At 27.7% G+C, this 16,130-nt stretch carries 21 protein-coding genes and 1 other annotated feature; of the genes, 17 read left to right on the top strand and 4 right to left on the bottom strand.

Annotated features, from left to right (window positions below; translation table 11 throughout):
• The first annotated feature begins 157 nt into the window (after positions 1-157).
• A complete protein-coding gene (locus ACTHUW_RS02520) occupies positions 158-298 on the top strand; it encodes a hypothetical protein (RefSeq protein ID WP_442212435.1) in 141 nt (46 codons plus the stop codon).
• A gap of 167 nt (positions 299-465) precedes the next feature.
• Here the strand turns inward: ACTHUW_RS02520 and tyrS are convergent, their stop codons facing one another.
• The gene (gene tyrS / locus ACTHUW_RS02515; RefSeq protein WP_442196946.1) at positions 466-1,692 is read right to left on the bottom strand and encodes a tyrosine--tRNA ligase; all 1,227 of its coding nucleotides are present in this window, start codon (positions 1,690-1,692) and stop codon (positions 466-468) included.
• A gap of 57 nt (positions 1,693-1,749) precedes the next feature.
• Positions 1,750-1,954 (bottom strand) — a binding site (T-box leader).
• 90 nt (positions 1,955-2,044) lie between these two features.
• Between tyrS and ACTHUW_RS02510 the strand changes: the two genes are divergently transcribed.
• Positions 2,045-2,281 (top strand): DUF2164 domain-containing protein, encoded by a 237-nt coding sequence (locus tag ACTHUW_RS02510; RefSeq protein ID WP_442196945.1) that lies wholly within the window; start codon positions 2,045-2,047, stop codon positions 2,279-2,281.
• 174 nt (positions 2,282-2,455) lie between these two features.
• Here the strand turns inward: ACTHUW_RS02510 and tnpA are convergent, their stop codons facing one another.
• Positions 2,456-2,884, bottom strand: coding sequence for an IS200/IS605 family transposase (tnpA, locus tag ACTHUW_RS02505; RefSeq protein ID WP_442196944.1), 429 nt, complete (start codon positions 2,882-2,884; stop codon positions 2,456-2,458).
• A 74-nt stretch (positions 2,885-2,958) separates the two neighbouring features.
• On the opposite strand from tnpA, the gene ACTHUW_RS02500 reads away from it, so the two are divergent.
• Positions 2,959-4,305: an IS200/IS605 family accessory protein TnpB-related protein gene (locus ACTHUW_RS02500; protein ID WP_442199089.1), complete on the top strand. Its 1,347-nt coding sequence runs from the start codon at positions 2,959-2,961 to the stop codon at positions 4,303-4,305.
• A gap of 42 nt (positions 4,306-4,347) precedes the next feature.
• Here the strand turns inward: ACTHUW_RS02500 and ACTHUW_RS02495 are convergent, their stop codons facing one another.
• Complete coding sequence (locus ACTHUW_RS02495) at positions 4,348-4,869, bottom strand: hypothetical protein (protein ID WP_442199090.1); 522 nt, start codon at positions 4,867-4,869, stop codon at positions 4,348-4,350.
• A 103-nt stretch (positions 4,870-4,972) separates the two neighbouring features.
• Entirely contained in the window at positions 4,973-5,347 is a 375-nt protein-coding gene (locus tag ACTHUW_RS02490) for a class II SORL domain-containing protein (RefSeq protein ID WP_442196941.1), read from the bottom strand.
• 173 nt (positions 5,348-5,520) lie between these two features.
• Here ACTHUW_RS02490 and ACTHUW_RS02485 point away from each other — a divergent pair, with 173 nt between their 5' ends.
• The 14 genes from ACTHUW_RS02485 (at position 5,521) to ACTHUW_RS02420 (ending at position 16,120) form a co-directional block, all read left to right on the top strand.
• Complete coding sequence (locus tag ACTHUW_RS02485) at positions 5,521-6,657, top strand: THUMP domain-containing class I SAM-dependent RNA methyltransferase (RefSeq protein WP_442212433.1); 1,137 nt, start codon at positions 5,521-5,523, stop codon at positions 6,655-6,657.
• A gap of 90 nt (positions 6,658-6,747) precedes the next feature.
• Complete coding sequence (locus tag ACTHUW_RS02480; RefSeq protein ID WP_442196939.1) at positions 6,748-6,942, top strand: hypothetical protein; 195 nt, start codon at positions 6,748-6,750, stop codon at positions 6,940-6,942.
• A 10-nt stretch (positions 6,943-6,952) separates the two neighbouring features.
• Positions 6,953-7,510, top strand: coding sequence for a GNAT family N-acetyltransferase (locus ACTHUW_RS02475; RefSeq protein WP_442196938.1), 558 nt, complete (start codon positions 6,953-6,955; stop codon positions 7,508-7,510).
• 12 nt (positions 7,511-7,522) lie between these two features.
• Complete coding sequence (locus ACTHUW_RS02470) at positions 7,523-7,786, top strand: hypothetical protein (protein ID WP_442196937.1); 264 nt, start codon at positions 7,523-7,525, stop codon at positions 7,784-7,786.
• A gap of 33 nt (positions 7,787-7,819) precedes the next feature.
• The gene (locus tag ACTHUW_RS02465; RefSeq protein ID WP_442196936.1) at positions 7,820-8,713 is read left to right on the top strand and encodes a class I SAM-dependent methyltransferase; all 894 of its coding nucleotides are present in this window, start codon (positions 7,820-7,822) and stop codon (positions 8,711-8,713) included.
• A gap of 9 nt (positions 8,714-8,722) precedes the next feature.
• A complete protein-coding gene (locus ACTHUW_RS02460) occupies positions 8,723-8,950 on the top strand; it encodes a hypothetical protein (RefSeq protein WP_442196935.1) in 228 nt (75 codons plus the stop codon).
• Positions 8,916-9,260, top strand: a complete 345-nt coding sequence (locus ACTHUW_RS02455; protein ID WP_442196934.1) for a GNAT family N-acetyltransferase — start codon at positions 8,916-8,918, stop codon at positions 9,258-9,260. The genes ACTHUW_RS02460 and ACTHUW_RS02455 overlap by 35 nt, the downstream gene beginning before the upstream one ends.
• A 15-nt stretch (positions 9,261-9,275) precedes the next feature.
• A complete protein-coding gene (locus ACTHUW_RS02450) occupies positions 9,276-9,947 on the top strand; it encodes a hypothetical protein (protein ID WP_442196933.1) in 672 nt (223 codons plus the stop codon).
• A gap of 128 nt (positions 9,948-10,075) precedes the next feature.
• Positions 10,076-10,528, top strand: a complete 453-nt coding sequence (locus tag ACTHUW_RS02445) for a MarR family winged helix-turn-helix transcriptional regulator (protein WP_442196932.1) — start codon at positions 10,076-10,078, stop codon at positions 10,526-10,528.
• Between the two features lie 21 nt (positions 10,529-10,549).
• Positions 10,550-11,068, top strand: a complete 519-nt coding sequence (locus tag ACTHUW_RS02440) for a GNAT family N-acetyltransferase (protein WP_442196931.1) — start codon at positions 10,550-10,552, stop codon at positions 11,066-11,068.
• Positions 11,069-11,084: 16 nt separating this feature from the next.
• Positions 11,085-11,792: a B3/B4 domain-containing protein gene (locus tag ACTHUW_RS02435; RefSeq protein WP_442196930.1), complete on the top strand. Its 708-nt coding sequence runs from the start codon at positions 11,085-11,087 to the stop codon at positions 11,790-11,792.
• Positions 11,793-12,007: 215 nt separating this feature from the next.
• Positions 12,008-13,204, top strand: a complete 1,197-nt coding sequence (locus ACTHUW_RS02430) for a hypothetical protein (protein ID WP_442196929.1) — start codon at positions 12,008-12,010, stop codon at positions 13,202-13,204.
• On the top strand, positions 13,185-14,381 hold the full coding sequence (locus tag ACTHUW_RS02425) for a glycosyltransferase family 4 protein (RefSeq protein ID WP_442199092.1): 1,197 nt from the start codon (positions 13,185-13,187) through the stop codon (positions 14,379-14,381). Before ACTHUW_RS02430 ends, ACTHUW_RS02425 begins: the two co-directional genes overlap by 20 nt.
• Positions 14,378-16,120 (top strand): Crp/Fnr family transcriptional regulator, encoded by a 1,743-nt coding sequence (locus ACTHUW_RS02420; protein WP_442210307.1) that lies wholly within the window; start codon positions 14,378-14,380, stop codon positions 16,118-16,120. The genes ACTHUW_RS02425 and ACTHUW_RS02420 overlap by 4 nt, the downstream gene beginning before the upstream one ends.
• Positions 16,121-16,130: the final 10 nt, after the last annotated feature.

Genomic DNA, 16,130 nt, shown 5'->3' with positions numbered 1-16,130 from the left:
TATCAAAGATGATAAGGCGCTAATGAGTTTGTCTTAATAAGAATTAAGTAAAACTCAAACCTTTAATCTCATAGTAAAACTTTTTAGAAAGGAATAAATTTATATGAAAATTAAAAATTTAATTGATATTATTTGTTTTGCAGGTGTTTTTGTAATCATGTCAGGATTAATAAGTTCAAGTGAAAATTTATTAGGAAGAGTTGTTCCTGCTATATTACTTGTTTGGTCTGCTAATAACACAGTTTTAATTACTAAAAAGATATATTTAGAGAAAAACAAGAAATCCAATTTGTCTTAATGCTAATTATGACAAGTTGATAAAAATAGCTATAAATATTGATATGACTAAGATAGAGTAGATTTTATACTTTATTCTTTTTTGTTTTCACCTTTTCAGTTTGTCATACTATATCTATATTAAATATTATAGCAAATTAAAAAATGGAGGCAACTGCCTCCATTTTTTTACTTCACAACAACTTGATGATATTTCTTTTTACCCTTTTTAATCAATAATTTATTATCAGTAAAATCTTCAAGTGTAATTTCCTTTTTAATGTCATTTATTTTTTCATCATTAACTGAAACTCCACCTTGTTTTACAAGACGCCTTGCTTCACCATTTGAAGCAGTAAGTCCTAATTCTGTCATAAGTGCAAGAAGGCCTATTCCATCACTAAATTTATCTTTTTCCATTTCTGTAGAAGGAATATTACTCATATCATTTCCACCAGCAAATAATGCTCTAGCAGCTTTTTCTGCTTTTTTTGCTTCTTCTTCACCATGAACTATTTTTGTAAATTCAAAGGCAAGTATTTCTTTAGCTTTATTTATTTCTGCTCCTTCAAGATTACCAAGTCTTTTGACTTCATCCATAGGTAAAAATGTTAGCATTGCTAAAGTGTTTTCTACATCAGCATCATCTATATTTCTTAAATATTGATATACTTCAAAGGGAGATGTTTTATCTGGATCTACCCAAACTGCACCAGATTCAGTTTTACCCATTTTCTTACCTTCACTAGTAGTAAGTAATTTAAAAGTAAGTCCATAAACTTGTTTTTGTTCTTTTCTTCTTACTAAATCTACACCTGCTATAATATTTGACCATTGGTCATTTCCACCCAGTTCTAATTTACAGTTATATCTTTTATTTAACTCTAAAAAGTCATAGGATTGTAGTAGCATATAATTAAATTCTAAAAATGATAATCCTTTTTCAAGTCTAGATTTAAAACATTCAGCTGTAAGCATTCTATTTACAGAAAAATGCTTTCCAATATCTCTAATAAATTCGATATATTTTAAATCATCTAACCAATCTTTATTATTTGCAGCAAAACCATTTTCTCCATCTAAATTTAAGTATTTAGATAATTGGTTTTTAAGACCTTCTACATTTTTATTAAGTTGTTCTTCTGTAAGCATTTTTCTTATATCTGATCTTCCTGATGGATCTCCTATTTTTGCAGTTCCACCACCTACAAGAGCGATAGGTTTATGACCTGCTCTTTGCATATGCATCATTACCATAACTTGAACAAAATGTCCTACGTGAAGACTATCACCTGTTGGATCAAAGCCGACATAAAATGTTACAGATTCTTTGCCTAATAATTCTCTGATTTCATCTTCATGTGTAGCTTGCTCTATGAAACCTCTTTCTACCAAAATATCGTATATATTATCCATTTAAAAAACCTCCTTAAAAAATTCATTTTGAGTAATAAAAAAGAGTCTTCTCAAATCCCAAAGGACGAGAAAACTCGTGGTACCACCTTAATTTACATCTACAAAAGATGCCTCATTATACTACGTATCATGTAGTAGACGCTATAGTTTCCTATAGAAGCTTAAGAATCGTAATTCACTTAAATTTAGGGCAGATTTTTCAGCAACCAATCTGTCTCTTATTTCCCTATAAAAAAGCTACTATTTCCATCAATGCTTATATTATCATTTTAATATATAATATATATAATAAACAAAAATGTCAATACATATACAAATTTTAAGGTAAAATATAATAGGGGAGATGTTTTAAGTGGATAAAAAAATAAAAATTAGTAATGATAAAAAACAAGTAATGACAGAAAAAATAAAAGTTTATTTTTTAAAAGAAAGGGATGAAGATTTAGGAGATTTAGCAGCAGAATTAATACTAAATTTCTTTTTAGAAGAATTAGCAGAAGATATATATAATAAAGGGATAGATGATAGTTATACTTATATGAGTGATAAATTACAAGATTTATTTGCACTTCAAATAAGAAAGAGATAATAATAATCCTCTTCAAAAAAAGAAGAGGATTATTATTAATCTATAATTATCTTGCCATTTGTAGTATTTAAATCTAAAACTACTTGTTCATCAGCTGTCGTATTTTCTTTATGAGCTTTTATATTTTTATTTGACATCTTCTGTTAAGGCGCAAGCACCCTCTGAATCTTCGATTCAGGGGGTGTTAGCCGTATTAGGAGTTTCTTGGTTTTTAATATATTCTTTTATAGTTTCAATAGGGGCTCCACCCGATGAAAGAAGAAGATAGCTTCTGTTCCAAAAATAAGGCTTCCAGTAGAACCTAGATAAATGCTCTGAAAATTCTTTTCTGATATATCTGGAGGATACTGATTTAAGTGTATTCACTAATTTCGATAGCTGAACTTGAGGAGGAGCTTCAAATAATATATGAATATGATCTTGCTCTCCTTCCATTTCTAAAATAGTACATTTTTGCTTTCTGAATAAATCTAAGGATATTTCTTTCAGTCTCTTTAGTATTTCTCCAGTTATGCATTTGTGCCTATATTTTGTAGTTACAACTAAATGATATTGTAATTTGTAACAAGAGTGTCTATTAGTGTTATATTCTACTTTTTTCATATAATATCTCCTTTACAACTGATTAATGATATTATATAATAAGGTTAAGAATATATCAAGAAAGGAGTGAGCTTATGAAAATAGTAAAGACTGTAAAATATAAAATTACTAGCCATAATTCAATATTCGAAGACACCTTATCTGTTTATAGAAATTCAGTTCAATACATAGTAAAAGTAGTTAATGATGAATGGGATATTTTAGAGTCAAAAACTTCAAAGGAAAGGCTCACTCTTGTTGAGAAATTAATCCATAAAACTAAGAAAAATCCATATCCTAAATATGATGATTTTGATTATAAGTTTCATAAATTCCCTTCTTACTTTAGAAGAAGTGCTATTAATGAAGCTACTGGGATAGTATCTAGTTATAGGTCTAATTTAATAAACTGGAAAGAAGAAAAAGAAGTTGCAGTTGAAGAGGAACAGAATTTCACTAAGAATCCACCTAGATTGGGTCACAACCATTATTCTTTTCCTGTATTTTATAAGAAAAATATGTTTAATAAACTAGATGATAATTCTGCTTTGATTAAAATATTTCAAAATAATGATTGGATATGGCTAAAAATAGATTACAAAGGTAGTAATAATCTTGATTTAGATTTATATAAAGAACAAAATCCTACTCTTGTTCGTAATGGCAAGAAATATTATTTACATATTCCTTATGAAGCAAAAGTAGGGTTAAAAACTACAAAATTAAAAGATAGAGTAGTAGTATCTGTAGATTTAGGTATTACAAATAGTGCTGTTTGTTCTGCGATTAAATCAGATGGAACTGTCATTGGTAGGGTATTTATCAACCAGCCAATAGAAAAAGACCGTATGAATGCTGCCGTAGGCAGATTATCGAAGATCAATAAGTTATCTGGAATAGGGCGCAAGCCTAATTATTGGAGAAGAATTAATAATTATCAAACCCAAATTGTTCAAGATACTGTTAATCAAATAATAAAGTTTGCTGAAAAATATCAAGCTGATGTAATTGTATTTGAGTATCTATCTAAAATGAAAGTACCGAAAGGATTTTATGGAGCCAAGAAATTAAGCTATAAGCTTCAGTTTTGGGCTAAAAGAAAAATCCAAAATAAGACTATAGAAAAAGCTCATTCTTTAGGCATTAGAGCTAGTTTTATAAACCCTAGAAACACTTCAAAATTAGCATTTGATGGTACTGGAGAAGTAAAAAGAAATGCTAAAAAGGATTTATGTACTTTCACAACAAGAAAAACATATCATGCTGATCTCAATGCTAGTTACAATATCGGTGCAAGATATTTTATCAGAGAATATTTAAAAACTCTTTCTGAAAAGAAAGAGTTGCTGATCCAGGCAAAAGTTCCTGAGTTAGCAACTAGGACCAAGTGCACTTTGGCTTCATTAATTAGCTTACATAAAGAAGTTGCTCAAACTGAGTAACAATCGTGTGCATAGCTGTATCTAAGTCAGAGAGTCTGTTTGTTAATGCAAATAGAAGCACCCTCTGAATATTCTATTCAGGGGGTGAGGTTCACATATAGCTTCTACATAAATGTAATCTTTACTCCAAGGATTTATATTTATATCTCCATTAATGCCTTTAATATCTAATTGAAGATTTTCTATGTCATCAATTTCTAGTTCCAAAGTTTCTTTTTTTATCTCATATCTACCTAGAATATCATTTAAATCTTTATCTATAAAAGAATTAAATGAAGACATTATTTTATCAGCAAATGAATCAGAATCTTCATTAATTTCCTTTCCTATTTTATCCATCTTTTCTCCAAATTTCTCACCGAATTTATTTAAACCATTTTCTAATTTATTAATCGTATTATCAAAATCTTTTTGCCAATCTTTATTATTAGATTTAAAATTAGTTTTTGAATTATCTTCTGATTTATCTTTATTATATATTGCATCTAAAAGTTTAGATGCTTCATCTTCATTTATCTTACCCTCTTTTAACATTCTAAGAATTATCATTTTTTCTTCATTCATAAAAAAACCTCCCTTATTATTTATTCATCTTACCTAACTATATATACCCTTTAAATTCATGAAATAAAAAATGGACTCTTAAGAGCCCATTTAATTAATTCAATTATTTTACTTTTACTTCTTTACTATTTTCCCATAAGCCATGAATATTGCAATAACTCATTACGTGGATAGTACCTGATTTATTTGTTTTGAAATAAGTTGCAACTTGTGGTTCGTCAAATATATCAGATTCACCATGAGCGTCAAAAGTAGCTGTATAAATTTCAACTGGGAACTTTCCATCTTCTGGTTTAAAGAATATTTTAAACCACTTAATATGATGTTCTAAAGTATTTGGATGAGCAATTTCATCACCAATAGTCACTTTAAGCTCTGTAAGCTCACCTGCATTGATAGTATCTTCAATATGAATTACTGGAACGTGTTTTTCACCTTTCCAGTCACCTGTTTGTAAAAATTCTCCTAAACTTTTCATTATTTAAAACTCCTCCCTTAATTTTAAAAATTATCATTCGATTATTAATATACCCTCTAAATAAAAATTAACACAAAAATGTTAGCTTTGGCTAAAAAAAATTTAAATTAGTTATAATAGATAATAAGTTAGTTTTCTGATAAAATGTATTTAGGATACGAAGGAGAGATTTGATGGAAAATATAAAATTGATAGCTACTGCAACATTTGGACTTGAAGCTATAGTTAAAAGAGAAGTAGAAAGTTTAGGATTTAAGGATATACAAGTAGAAAATGGCAAGGTTATTTTTTCTGCAAAATTAGAAGACATTCCAAAAGCTAATTTATGGCTTAGAACTGCAGATAGGGTATTACTATTAGTAGGAGAATTTAAAGCATTATCATTTGAAGAATTATTTGAAAAGACAAAAGCATTACCTTGGGGAGATTTGATATCTAAAGATGGAGAATTTACTGTAACAGGTAAATCAATAAAATCTAAATTATATAGTGTTCCTGATTGCCAAGCAATAGTAAAAAAATCAGTAGTAGAAAAAATGAAACAAAAATATAATACAGAGTGGTTTGAAGAAACTGGAGCAAAATATACAATTCAAGTAGCTCTTTTAAAAGATATAGCAACTCTTACAATAGATACATCGGGAGTTGGACTTCACAAAAGAGGCTATAGAAAAGAAGCAATGCTAGCACCACTTAAAGAAACACTTGCAGCAGCCCTTGTTCAATTAAGCTTTTGGACTCATGAGAGAGTATTATTAGATCCATTTTGTGGTTCAGGTACCATTGCCATAGAAGCAGCTATGATAGGTAGAAATATAGCTCCAGGATTAAATAGAAAATTTGCTTCAGAAGAGTGGGATATAATACCTGAAGGAGTATGGAAAAAAGAAAGAGTGGATGCTTTTAAAGCTATAAAGCATGATAGAGAATTAAAAATATATGCATCAGATATGGATAAAAGAGCAATAGATATTGCAAAAGACAATGCGTTTAAAGCAGGTGTAGATGATGTGATAGATTTTAAAGCAAGGAAATTTTCTACTATAAATATAAAAAACAGTTTTGGAGTAATCATAACTAATCCACCATATGGTGAAAGAATTGGTGAGAAAAAGCAAGTAGATGAATTATATAAACAGATGGGAAGAGAATTTAATGATCTCAGAACATGGTCAAAATATATAATAACTTCAGAAGAAAACTTTGAAAAGCTATATGGTAAGAAAGCAGCAAAGAAAAGAAAGTTATATAATGGTAGAATAAAAATAGATTATTATCAATACTTTGGACCAAGACCAAAAAAATCTTAAGGAAAATTCCTTAAGATTTTTTATTAAAAAGAAGGGTTTTATTATTAGAATATAGAATATTTAAATAATAACTTATAAGGGGTGTTTAAATTGGGAGATGCAGAGCTTAGAAATATTAGTGTCTTATTAATTATAATTGTGTTACTGCTTAAAATAACTATAGGTATATCAGATTTTATATTAATAAGTGGAGTTATAATTAGTATAATACTGAGATTAATTTCTATGCCAATTATTCGTAGCTATATAGATAGATTTAAATTATCAATTAAAAACAAAAAATAGAGGTGATAAGATGTTAAATCATAAAGGAACTATAGTTTTAGAAACAGAAAGACTTATACTTAGACCATTTAAAGAAGAAGATGCAGGAAAAATATATAGTGGTTGGGCAACAGATACTGATGTTACAAGATATGTAACATGGAAACCACATAAATCAATAGAAGAAACTAAAGAACTAATAAAAATGTGGATGGAAGAAAACAAAGATTTAGAAAATTATCATTGGGTTATAGAAAATAAAGAAAATAAGACTGTAATAGGGACAATTGGGATTTTTGGTGTAGATAATAAAAATGAAAATAGTGAAATAGGTTATTGCATAAGAAAAGATTATTGGAATAAAGGCATAACAACAGAAGCAGCAAAAGAAATCATAAATTATGGTCTTACTAAAGTTGGTTTTGCTCGTATAACAGGAAGACATGAAATAGAAAATTCAGCTTCGGGAAAAGTTATGGAAAAGTGCGGGTTTAAATATGAAGGTACACTTAGAAAAGTGATTAAAAATTCAAGAGATAAATTTGTAGATTTAAAGTATTATTCTATATTGAAGGATGAGGTTATTTAGGGGATTTAAAAGGTGAGTTTTTCAGAAAAGGTGATAAATATGACAGATATCAACAATATTGAAGTTCAAAGAGGATCAAATGAGTATATCAAATATTGTAGAGATAAGAGCGTTATAAAAAGTAGTAATTTTTTTATAGCAACTGATGAAAATGGAAATGATGAAAACATAAAATCGGTAAAAGATTTATCTAAGAGTATAATAAGTAAGGAACAATATGAAATTAAGTGGAATAATAGATGTGAAAATTATTTTAATAGTTTAAAAAATGTCTAAAAGTGTAATGAAATATTGTCTAGGGGGTTACCTATGGAAAATAGGAATTGGTCCGAGAGAGTACAAAGTATATATAGTTTAGATACTAGTAGGGAATTAAGGTTTACAGAAAATAAAATGAAAGAGATAATTGAAGCTATTAGAATAAAAAATGCAAGAAACATATTAGAGATTGGATGTGGAACAGGCACTTTTACTAGAAAGCTTAGAGAAAAATTAAGTTTAGATTCTCAAATAACTGGAATAGATATGGATAGTAACTTTATAAATTATTGCAAAATGAGAGCTGAAAATGAATCTTTAAATAATATTCAGTATACTGAAGGAGATGCTCTTTCTTTACCTTTTGAAAATAATACTTTTGATGCATGCACTTCTCATACTGTAATAGAACATGTACCAAATAAGAAATTTTTAGAAGAACAATATAGAGTATGTAAAAGAGGTGGATATGTATCTATATTAAATGTTAGACCAGAATTAGCATTAAATAGTAAAGATAATATTACACTAACTACTAGAGAAAAAGTTCTCATGAACAAAATAGAACTATATAAAAAAAAGGTAAAAGATGATTTAAATGTAGGAAAGTACTTTAATGATCCTCAAAATATATTAAGACTCTTTGAAGAAGTTGGATTTCGAGAGATTCACTTTGATACTGTTAATTATATAAGTTGCATAGACGATTATAGAAATTCTTATAAGAGGAAAAGATTAATCATAGAATCAGAATATGAGAGTATATTAGAGTTTGTAAATATGATTATAGATAAAAAAGAAAATGCATTAACTTTTAAAGAAAAAGATGAATTAATCAGTCTAATTAATGAAAGGTATGTCAAAAAAATAAATATGTTAGATAAAAATGAAAGACTATGGGATTTTAATATATCGCCTATGATAATTATTAGTGGACGAAAATGAGGTGCATAAATGAAAAGATTAGTACTTAAAAATAATGATAAAATGACAATTACTGAATCTACTAAGTATGATGCGGAAAAATTAATAAGTTATATACAAGATATATCTGCTGAATCTGACTTTCTTACATTTGGTCGAGGAGAATTTAATATTACAGTTGAAGAGGAAGAAAAAATACTAGAAAATATATTATCTTCAAATAATGGATTTAAATATAATAGCATTAATAGACAATAAGATAGTTGGTAATTTAACCTTTAGAGGGGGACATAGACCAAGAATTAGACATACTGGGGAATTTGGAGTAAGTGTATTAAAAAAGCATTGGGGCTTAGGTATAGGTAAAGAACTAGTAAAGTATTTAATAAACTGGGCAGAAGATGGTGATATAGTAAAGAAGATAAATTTAAGGGTTAGAGAAGACAATGAAAATGCTATAGACTTATATAAAAAGTTAGGATTTAAAAAGGAAGGTATAATAGCAAGAGATTTATATCTAAATGGAAAATACTACCGTTCAATACAAATGGGATTGGAATTAGATTAAAGGGAGGAATATCAAATGAAAAAGAAAGTAGCAATATTAATTTTTTTATTACTAACATCCATAACATTTGCATCATGTACTGATGATACAGGCACTCAAGATTCTGAAAATGCAAGGGTAGAAGAATTAGAGAAAAGAATTGATGAACTTGAAGGGATAAATGAAGAATACGAAGAAAGGATTAATATACATGAGGAATCTCTAAAAGGAATTGACGACCAAAAAGAAATGGAAGATGAATTTTATAGAGAAGTGATAGAAAGACATACTAATGCAATAATTTATGCCATAAAAAACTTGAAAGAAAAACAAAGTGAAGAATTAGTAAAAAAACTATGGGGATATGAATTAAGTATTGATAATGAAAAAATAAAAGAGAGTAAAATTACAACAGGTAAAAAAGAATTTTGGGTAAGACTTAGCGAAAATTATCCTATGTTAGAAGGAAATAAGAATATAAATGAAATAATAAATAAGGGTGAAATAAGTGGTAACTATCAAGACCATATAAAGTCCCTATCTCCCAAACCAAATGAAGAAACAATGTTAGATGGAACAGTAGTCACAGCTTTCCAATATATTTATAAAGACTTAGAAGCTGGTGATACTATAAAAATTGAAATAACAGATGAATTAAAGGAGAGACTTGGATTCGATTCAAATACTGTAGAAATCAATGTAGAATAAGTTATAATAAAAAGGGTTTATATTTAAGATTAGATATATTTATTTTTTTGTTGCATTTGCAACAATATAGTGGTAAAATTAATTATAAGTTTTGTTGTAATTACAATAAATATTTATTGGGGGTAATTATGTCAGAAATTCTTCGGGAAATTGGAATGATAGCAAGAGCATTAAATTCTATAAGTAATATAGAATTTAAAGAATATAATCTTACTAAAGGACAATATTTGTATCTTGTACGAATATATGAAAGTCCAGGCATAATTCAAGAAAAATTAGCTGAGATGATAAAGGTAGATAGAACAAGCGCAGCGCGTGCTATAAAAAAACTTGAAATTAATGGATTCATTGACAAAAAAGAAGATGAGGTTAACAAAAAAATTAAAAGGTTATTTCCAACAGAAAAAGGTAAAAAAGTTTATAATTTTATAATTAGTGAACATATTTATTCTAATTCTATAGCTTTGAAGGGGTTTTCTGAAAAAGAGGAAAAAACTATTTTAAACCTTCTTAGAAGAATGAGAAAAAATGTAGAAAAAGACTGGGAATTTGTAAAAAAAGGAAATAAAAGAAACTATTAAATTAAGGAGAGTTATATTTAAATGACTATAGAAATAAAAAAATGTACTTTTGAAGATGCACATAAACTTCGAGATATTAGTTATGAAACATTTAATGAAACGTTTAAAGAACAAAATTCGCCAGAAAATATAAATGATTATTTAAAAAAGGCATTTAACTTAAAGCAAGTAGAGAAGGAATTATCTAATATTTATTCTCATTTCTTTTTTATCTATTTAGATGATGAAATAGCTGGGTATTTAAAGGTCAATATTAATGATTCTCAATCTGAAATAATTGGGAATGAATCACTTGAGATTGAGAGGATTTATATAAAAAATAAATTCCAAAATCAAGGGCTTGGTAAATATCTATTAAATAAAGCTATAGAGATTGCAATAGAATATAATAAAAAGAAAATCTGGTTAGGTGTATGGGAAAAAAATAAAGATGCTATTGATTTTTATAAAAAAATGGGTTTTACTCAAACTGGATCTCACTCTTTTAATATGGGTGATGAAAAACAAATAGATTATATAATGACTAAAGTAGTTTTATAATCAAGGAGGTATTCTAATGAAAAAATTTGTGATTGAAGATTCTTTTTGGAGTCTATTTCCACAAGCAAAAATTGGTGTTATTACATGTCATGGTATAGATAATACTATAAAAGATAGTGACCAATATAGAAAAATGATTTCATCAGCAGAAGAAGAAGCATTAAAGTATTTACAAGATGCAAAATTTAGTAATAATACAGTAATAAAAGTATGGAGAGAAGCATTCCAAAAGTTCAAAACAAAAAAAGGAGCAAGATCATCTATAGAGGCATTATTAAAAAGGATTGATAAAGGCAATCATATAGGAACTATTAATCCATTAGTTGATATTTATAATACTATTTCATTAAAATATGGCTTACCATGTGGTGGAGAAGATATAGATAAATTTGTTGGTGATATAAGTTTAACTATAGCTGTAGGAGATGAGGAATTTATACCACTTGGAAAAGATGAAAATTCACCTCCATATGAAGGTGAAATAGTTTATAAAGATGATAAAGGTGCGATTTGTAGATGCTGGAACTGGCGAGAAGCTGTAAGGACAATGCTTACTGAAAATACTGTTAATGCTTTCTTATGCATTGAATTGGTGGATGAAAGTAGGTTAATGGATTTTGAAAATGCCTTAAAAGAATTATGGAAATTAGTACAAGATAATTTAGGTGGAAGGATTAAAATGTCAATTTTAGATATAGATAATAAGGAAATAGTAGTAGATTAATTTTAAGGTTAAAGTATTACACTTTAGCCTTATATTTTACCAAAACTATGAATTAAATATCCATATAATATGAATTTAATAACTTTATATTAAATTTTAGTTAAATTATTGTAAAATGGGGTATAAATATCAAAACAATGAACCACGAGGTGAATTCTTTTTACCAGAGGTTCATTTTTATTATAAAATTTTACTTTAAAAGGGGGTAGACATATATGAAAATTTCAATAGCAATGATAACTAAATACTTTGATAATAGTAGTGGACTTGACAAATTTCTTGTAAATGCAGAAAAATTTGGTCACAAAATCCATTCTGTTATAGTGGTTTATTCTCACAAGGTTGATAAAACTGCACTTAAATACTTTGAGAAAAAGGTGAAGGTACACACAGTAAAGATAAATGATAAAGCAGATCTATATAAGGACTTACTTTATCAAGGTATATCTTCTAAAGATATATCAAGGCTCTTAAATGTAAAAACTTTATCAAAAGATGGTATAGTTCCATATGGCATAAATAGAAATCATGCTATATTAAAGGCTATGATTACTGGTAGCGATATTTTATTTTTTATAGATACAGATGTTTATCCTTATGTTTTAAGAAAAGAAAATGGAAAAGTTGTAAAAAAAGAAATAGATTTTATAGGTTCACATATGAAATATATGAATGATGAAGACGTGATAGTAACTACATCAGATTATTCAGGTTATTATATAATACCTCCAATGAAATTTGAAGGAATGAAAGAACTTTTTATAGGGCTTCAAAAGGAATCTGCTTATGAATATATTAATGAGTGCAATATTCATAATTGTTTGAATTTAGATGATGAAACTAAAAATCCTTTTATTACACATAAAATATTAGGTGGTAATTTAGCTATGAAATTAGATGCTTTTTTCTATGAGAAACTACCTCCTTTTTATTCATCATATTATGCTCCAGATGGAAAACACAATGTATTAACAAGGGGTGAAGATACAGTACTGGGATTAAAGTCTAATGAAATTAAAGAAAAATTTATAGATATAGATGTGAAAATATTCCATGATACTTATAATAATTATCCAACAAGACCTGACATAAGAGGAAATAAAAATATTAAAGATAGATTTTATTATGCATGTCTTGGTTGGATAGGAAGAAATCCATTTTTAAATTGGCTAATGAATGAAGATTTAGAAAATATAAAAAAAATACAATTAGAAAACTTAAAAATAGGAGCTCCAAAGCTAGCTAGGTATTTAAATGATGATAGATTTCTAATATTACCTGAAGCTCTAGAAATTAGTTATAGGGAATTACCTTTTATGATAAAAGATTATAAAAGAACTATTAGAAGTTGGGACAAAGCTATTTCAAAAATCAACAAAGGAGATGGAATGTATGAAGATATTGTTAATTAATCATTTTCCTCTTGAGGGTTCTGGAAGTGGAGTATATACAAGAAATTTAGCCATAGAGCTTACTAAAAGAGGGAATAAAGTAAGGGTTATATTCCCAGAAAATGAGAAACCAAGAGAAGAAATTTTTGAACAAAGTCCTATTTATTTTAAAGGACAAAATAGTGTAAATTGGGATTTAGACTATGATTTTCCTTGCTTTACTTCACATCCTAGAAGTATAAACACTTATTATGATTTAAATGAAGGTCAAATGAAAGATTATATAGATGTATTTGTAAAAAGAGTAAAAGAAGAAGTTGATGATTTTAATCCTGACATGATCCATGCTCAACATCTATGGATAGCCCCATATGCAGCCTCTAAAACTAATGTGCCCTATGTGGTAACGGCCCATGGAACAGATTTAAAAGGTTTTAAAAAAGATGAAAGATATCATAAATTTGCCATAGAGGGAGCAAGAAATGCATCTAAAATAATAACTATCTCAAAGCAAGTAGATAGAGAAGTTAAAGAACTCTATGGAGTAAATGATCTTGATACTGAAATAGTTATGAATGGTTATGATGAAGAACTATTTAAACCTATAAATTTAAATAAAGAAGAAGTTTTAAAAAGTTTTGGTGTAGATATAAATCCAGATTATATCATATCTTTTGCAGGAAAACTTACACATTTTAAAGGGGTAGATGTTCTAGTAAAGGCTGCTAAAACATATAATAATAGCATAAAAGATAAGACTATTGCCACATTAATTGCAGGAAATGGCGACCTTTATTCAGAATTAATAGAATTAAAAGAAAAGTTAAACATCAATAATCTGTTTTTCATTGGACATGTAAGTCAAGAACAATTGGTAGATTTATATAATATAGCAGATGTAAGTACGGTACCTTCTAGAGTGGAACCTTTTGGTCTTGTTGCTATAGAGGCTCTTGGATGCGGTACTCCTGTTGTGGTTACAAATCAAGGAGGACTTGTAGACTTTATAAATGATGATGTTGGTACACTTATAGATGTAGATGATGATATGGCTCTTGCAAAGGCTATAAAGGATGAACTTACAAGAGATGATAAAGATCAAAGAAGTAAAAGATGTTATAATTATGCTAAAAATAATTTTTCGTGGAAGCATACATTAGACCATCTAGAAAAAATATATGGGGGAATTAAAAAATGAGAGAAACTGTAGTAATACCTACCTATTGGGGCAGAAGTTCAACTGAAGGTTGGAAAAAGGGAGATGCCATATATGATCATCCTACACCTGTAGACAAAGAAGGTACTCTAAAGAGAACTCTTGAAAGTTTAAAAAATTTAAATGATAAAGATTTTAAATTAGTTATACTTTTATGCCCCACAACTATAGATATAGAAAAAGAAGCAGAAGAAAAAGTTAGAGATATAATAAACAGTATAGATTTAGGAATTGAGACTTTTCTTTTTACACCTAAGAGCTTAAGAAATATAAAAAATATATTTAAATCATCTGATATGAAAAGAGAAATTGTAGACATAATAAGCTTAAAAGGATATTCCAATGTGCGTAATATGTGTCTGTTTTCAGCTCATATACTAGCTTCAGATGTAATAATCTTAATAGATGATGATGAGATAATAGAAAATAAAGATTTTATATCTATGTCAAAGAAATATATAGGTAAAAGAATTTATGGTGAGATAATATATGGTGTTGCAGGTTATTATTTAAATAAACATGATGAATATTATGATGATGTAGATATGGAACCTTGGATGACTTATTGGGATAGGTTTGGAAGTAAAGCCAAAGCATTTGATAAAATAATAGGATGTGAGCCAAGACTTAAACAAACTCCATTTGCTTTTGGTGGAGCTATGGTGATTCACAAAAATCTTTATCAACTTATAGCATTTGATCCTAATATTACAAGAGGAGAGGATATTGATTATTTAATTAACTCAAAGATGTTTGGATTTAACTTTTTCTTAGACAATAAACTTTCGGTAAAACATCTTCCACCTAAAAAGAATCACCCAGTATGGCAGAGATTTAGAGAAGATATTTATAGATTTATGTATGAAAGAGCAAAAATTTCTTCTCAATATGAAGTGAATAATATGACTATAGTTAAACCAGAAGATTTTGATCCTTATCCAGGCGAGTTTTTAAAGAATGATTTAGAAGATAAAATATATAAAACAAATGTATTATTATCTCTAGAATATTTGGCTGAAGGAAACACAGAAGCATCAAAAGAAAGCATGAAAAATATATATATAAGTAAATATGAAGCTGTAAAAGAAAAAGATCCTTTTACCCAATATAGACACATACAAAAAAACTGGCAAAAATTAATTGATTTTACAATACAAAATAGATATGAAATTAGAAAGATAATGGAAACAGATAATCTTTCAAAGCAAAATATAAATACTAAAGAAAAACAAAAAAATATGAATTTAAAAGATAAGATAAATAAAATAAAGGGAATAAAAGAGTTTAGTGTCTTTACTGAAGATGAAATAAAAGAAATTGCACAAATTGCAAATATTAATTTTTTTAAAGACAATGAGATGGTATTTAAAGAAGGTGAACAAGATTCAAAATTCTATATAATTTTAGATGGATGTATAAATATATTTAAATCTAATGAAAAAAATGAAGAGATTTCTTTATCTACACTTTGCACAGGTAATTTCATAGGAGAAACTGCAATTGCAACTGAAAAATATTATGTAAGTGGTAAAGCAACAGAGTTTTTGACTCTCCTATCTATAGAACAATCTCAAATAGAAGAAATAGTTAGAGCTAAACCGGGTATGGGAATGAAGTTTTTACGAATTTTTGTAGATAAGCTTTCTTATAAATTAGGAAAAACAAACAAACTTTATGCAGATTATTTGTTGCAAACTTCTCATTTAGAAGATATGAGTTAAAAAAAGAATT

Origin of the sequence: Senegalia sp. (in: firmicutes) (assembly GCF_052088025.1) — a bacterium.
In the GTDB taxonomy this organism is placed as follows: domain Bacteria; phylum Bacillota; class Clostridia; order Tissierellales; family SIT17; genus Anaeromonas.
Note: the sequence above shows the minus strand (reverse complement) of the source record. Positions and strands in the feature narration are given on the sequence as shown.

Excerpts from the sequence above, each read along its gene's own strand:
- ACTHUW_RS02500 (WP_442199089.1), top strand. The coding sequence starts at position 2,959 with ATGAAAATAGTAAAGACTGTAAAATATAAAATTACTAGCCATAATTCA.
- ACTHUW_RS02520 (WP_442212435.1), top strand. The coding sequence starts at position 158 with ATGTCAGGATTAATAAGTTCAAGTGAAAATTTATTAGGAAGAGTTGTT.
- ACTHUW_RS02425 (WP_442199092.1), top strand. The coding sequence starts at position 13,185 with ATGAAGATATTGTTAATTAATCATTTTCCTCTTGAGGGTTCTGGAAGT.
- ACTHUW_RS02465 (WP_442196936.1), top strand. The coding sequence starts at position 7,820 with ATGGAAAATAGGAATTGGTCCGAGAGAGTACAAAGTATATATAGTTTA.
- ACTHUW_RS02450 (WP_442196933.1), top strand. The coding sequence starts at position 9,276 with ATGAAAAAGAAAGTAGCAATATTAATTTTTTTATTACTAACATCCATA.
- ACTHUW_RS02455 (WP_442196934.1), top strand. The coding sequence starts at position 8,916 with ATGGATTTAAATATAATAGCATTAATAGACAATAAGATAGTTGGTAAT.
- ACTHUW_RS02495 (WP_442199090.1), bottom strand. The coding sequence starts at position 4,869 with ATGAATGAAGAAAAAATGATAATTCTTAGAATGTTAAAAGAGGGTAAG.
- ACTHUW_RS02445 (WP_442196932.1), top strand. The coding sequence starts at position 10,076 with ATGTCAGAAATTCTTCGGGAAATTGGAATGATAGCAAGAGCATTAAAT.
- ACTHUW_RS02440 (WP_442196931.1), top strand. The coding sequence starts at position 10,550 with ATGACTATAGAAATAAAAAAATGTACTTTTGAAGATGCACATAAACTT.
- tyrS (WP_442196946.1), bottom strand. The coding sequence starts at position 1,692 with ATGGATAATATATACGATATTTTGGTAGAAAGAGGTTTCATAGAGCAA.
- ACTHUW_RS02475 (WP_442196938.1), top strand. The coding sequence starts at position 6,953 with ATGTTAAATCATAAAGGAACTATAGTTTTAGAAACAGAAAGACTTATA.
- ACTHUW_RS02420 (WP_442210307.1), top strand. The coding sequence starts at position 14,378 with ATGAGAGAAACTGTAGTAATACCTACCTATTGGGGCAGAAGTTCAACT.
- ACTHUW_RS02430 (WP_442196929.1), top strand. The coding sequence starts at position 12,008 with ATGAAAATTTCAATAGCAATGATAACTAAATACTTTGATAATAGTAGT.
- ACTHUW_RS02435 (WP_442196930.1), top strand. The coding sequence starts at position 11,085 with ATGAAAAAATTTGTGATTGAAGATTCTTTTTGGAGTCTATTTCCACAA.
- tnpA (WP_442196944.1), bottom strand. The coding sequence starts at position 2,884 with ATGAAAAAAGTAGAATATAACACTAATAGACACTCTTGTTACAAATTA.
- ACTHUW_RS02485 (WP_442212433.1), top strand. The coding sequence starts at position 5,521 with ATGGAAAATATAAAATTGATAGCTACTGCAACATTTGGACTTGAAGCT.
- ACTHUW_RS02460 (WP_442196935.1), top strand. The coding sequence starts at position 8,723 with ATGAAAAGATTAGTACTTAAAAATAATGATAAAATGACAATTACTGAA.
- ACTHUW_RS02490 (WP_442196941.1), bottom strand. The coding sequence starts at position 5,347 with ATGAAAAGTTTAGGAGAATTTTTACAAACAGGTGACTGGAAAGGTGAA.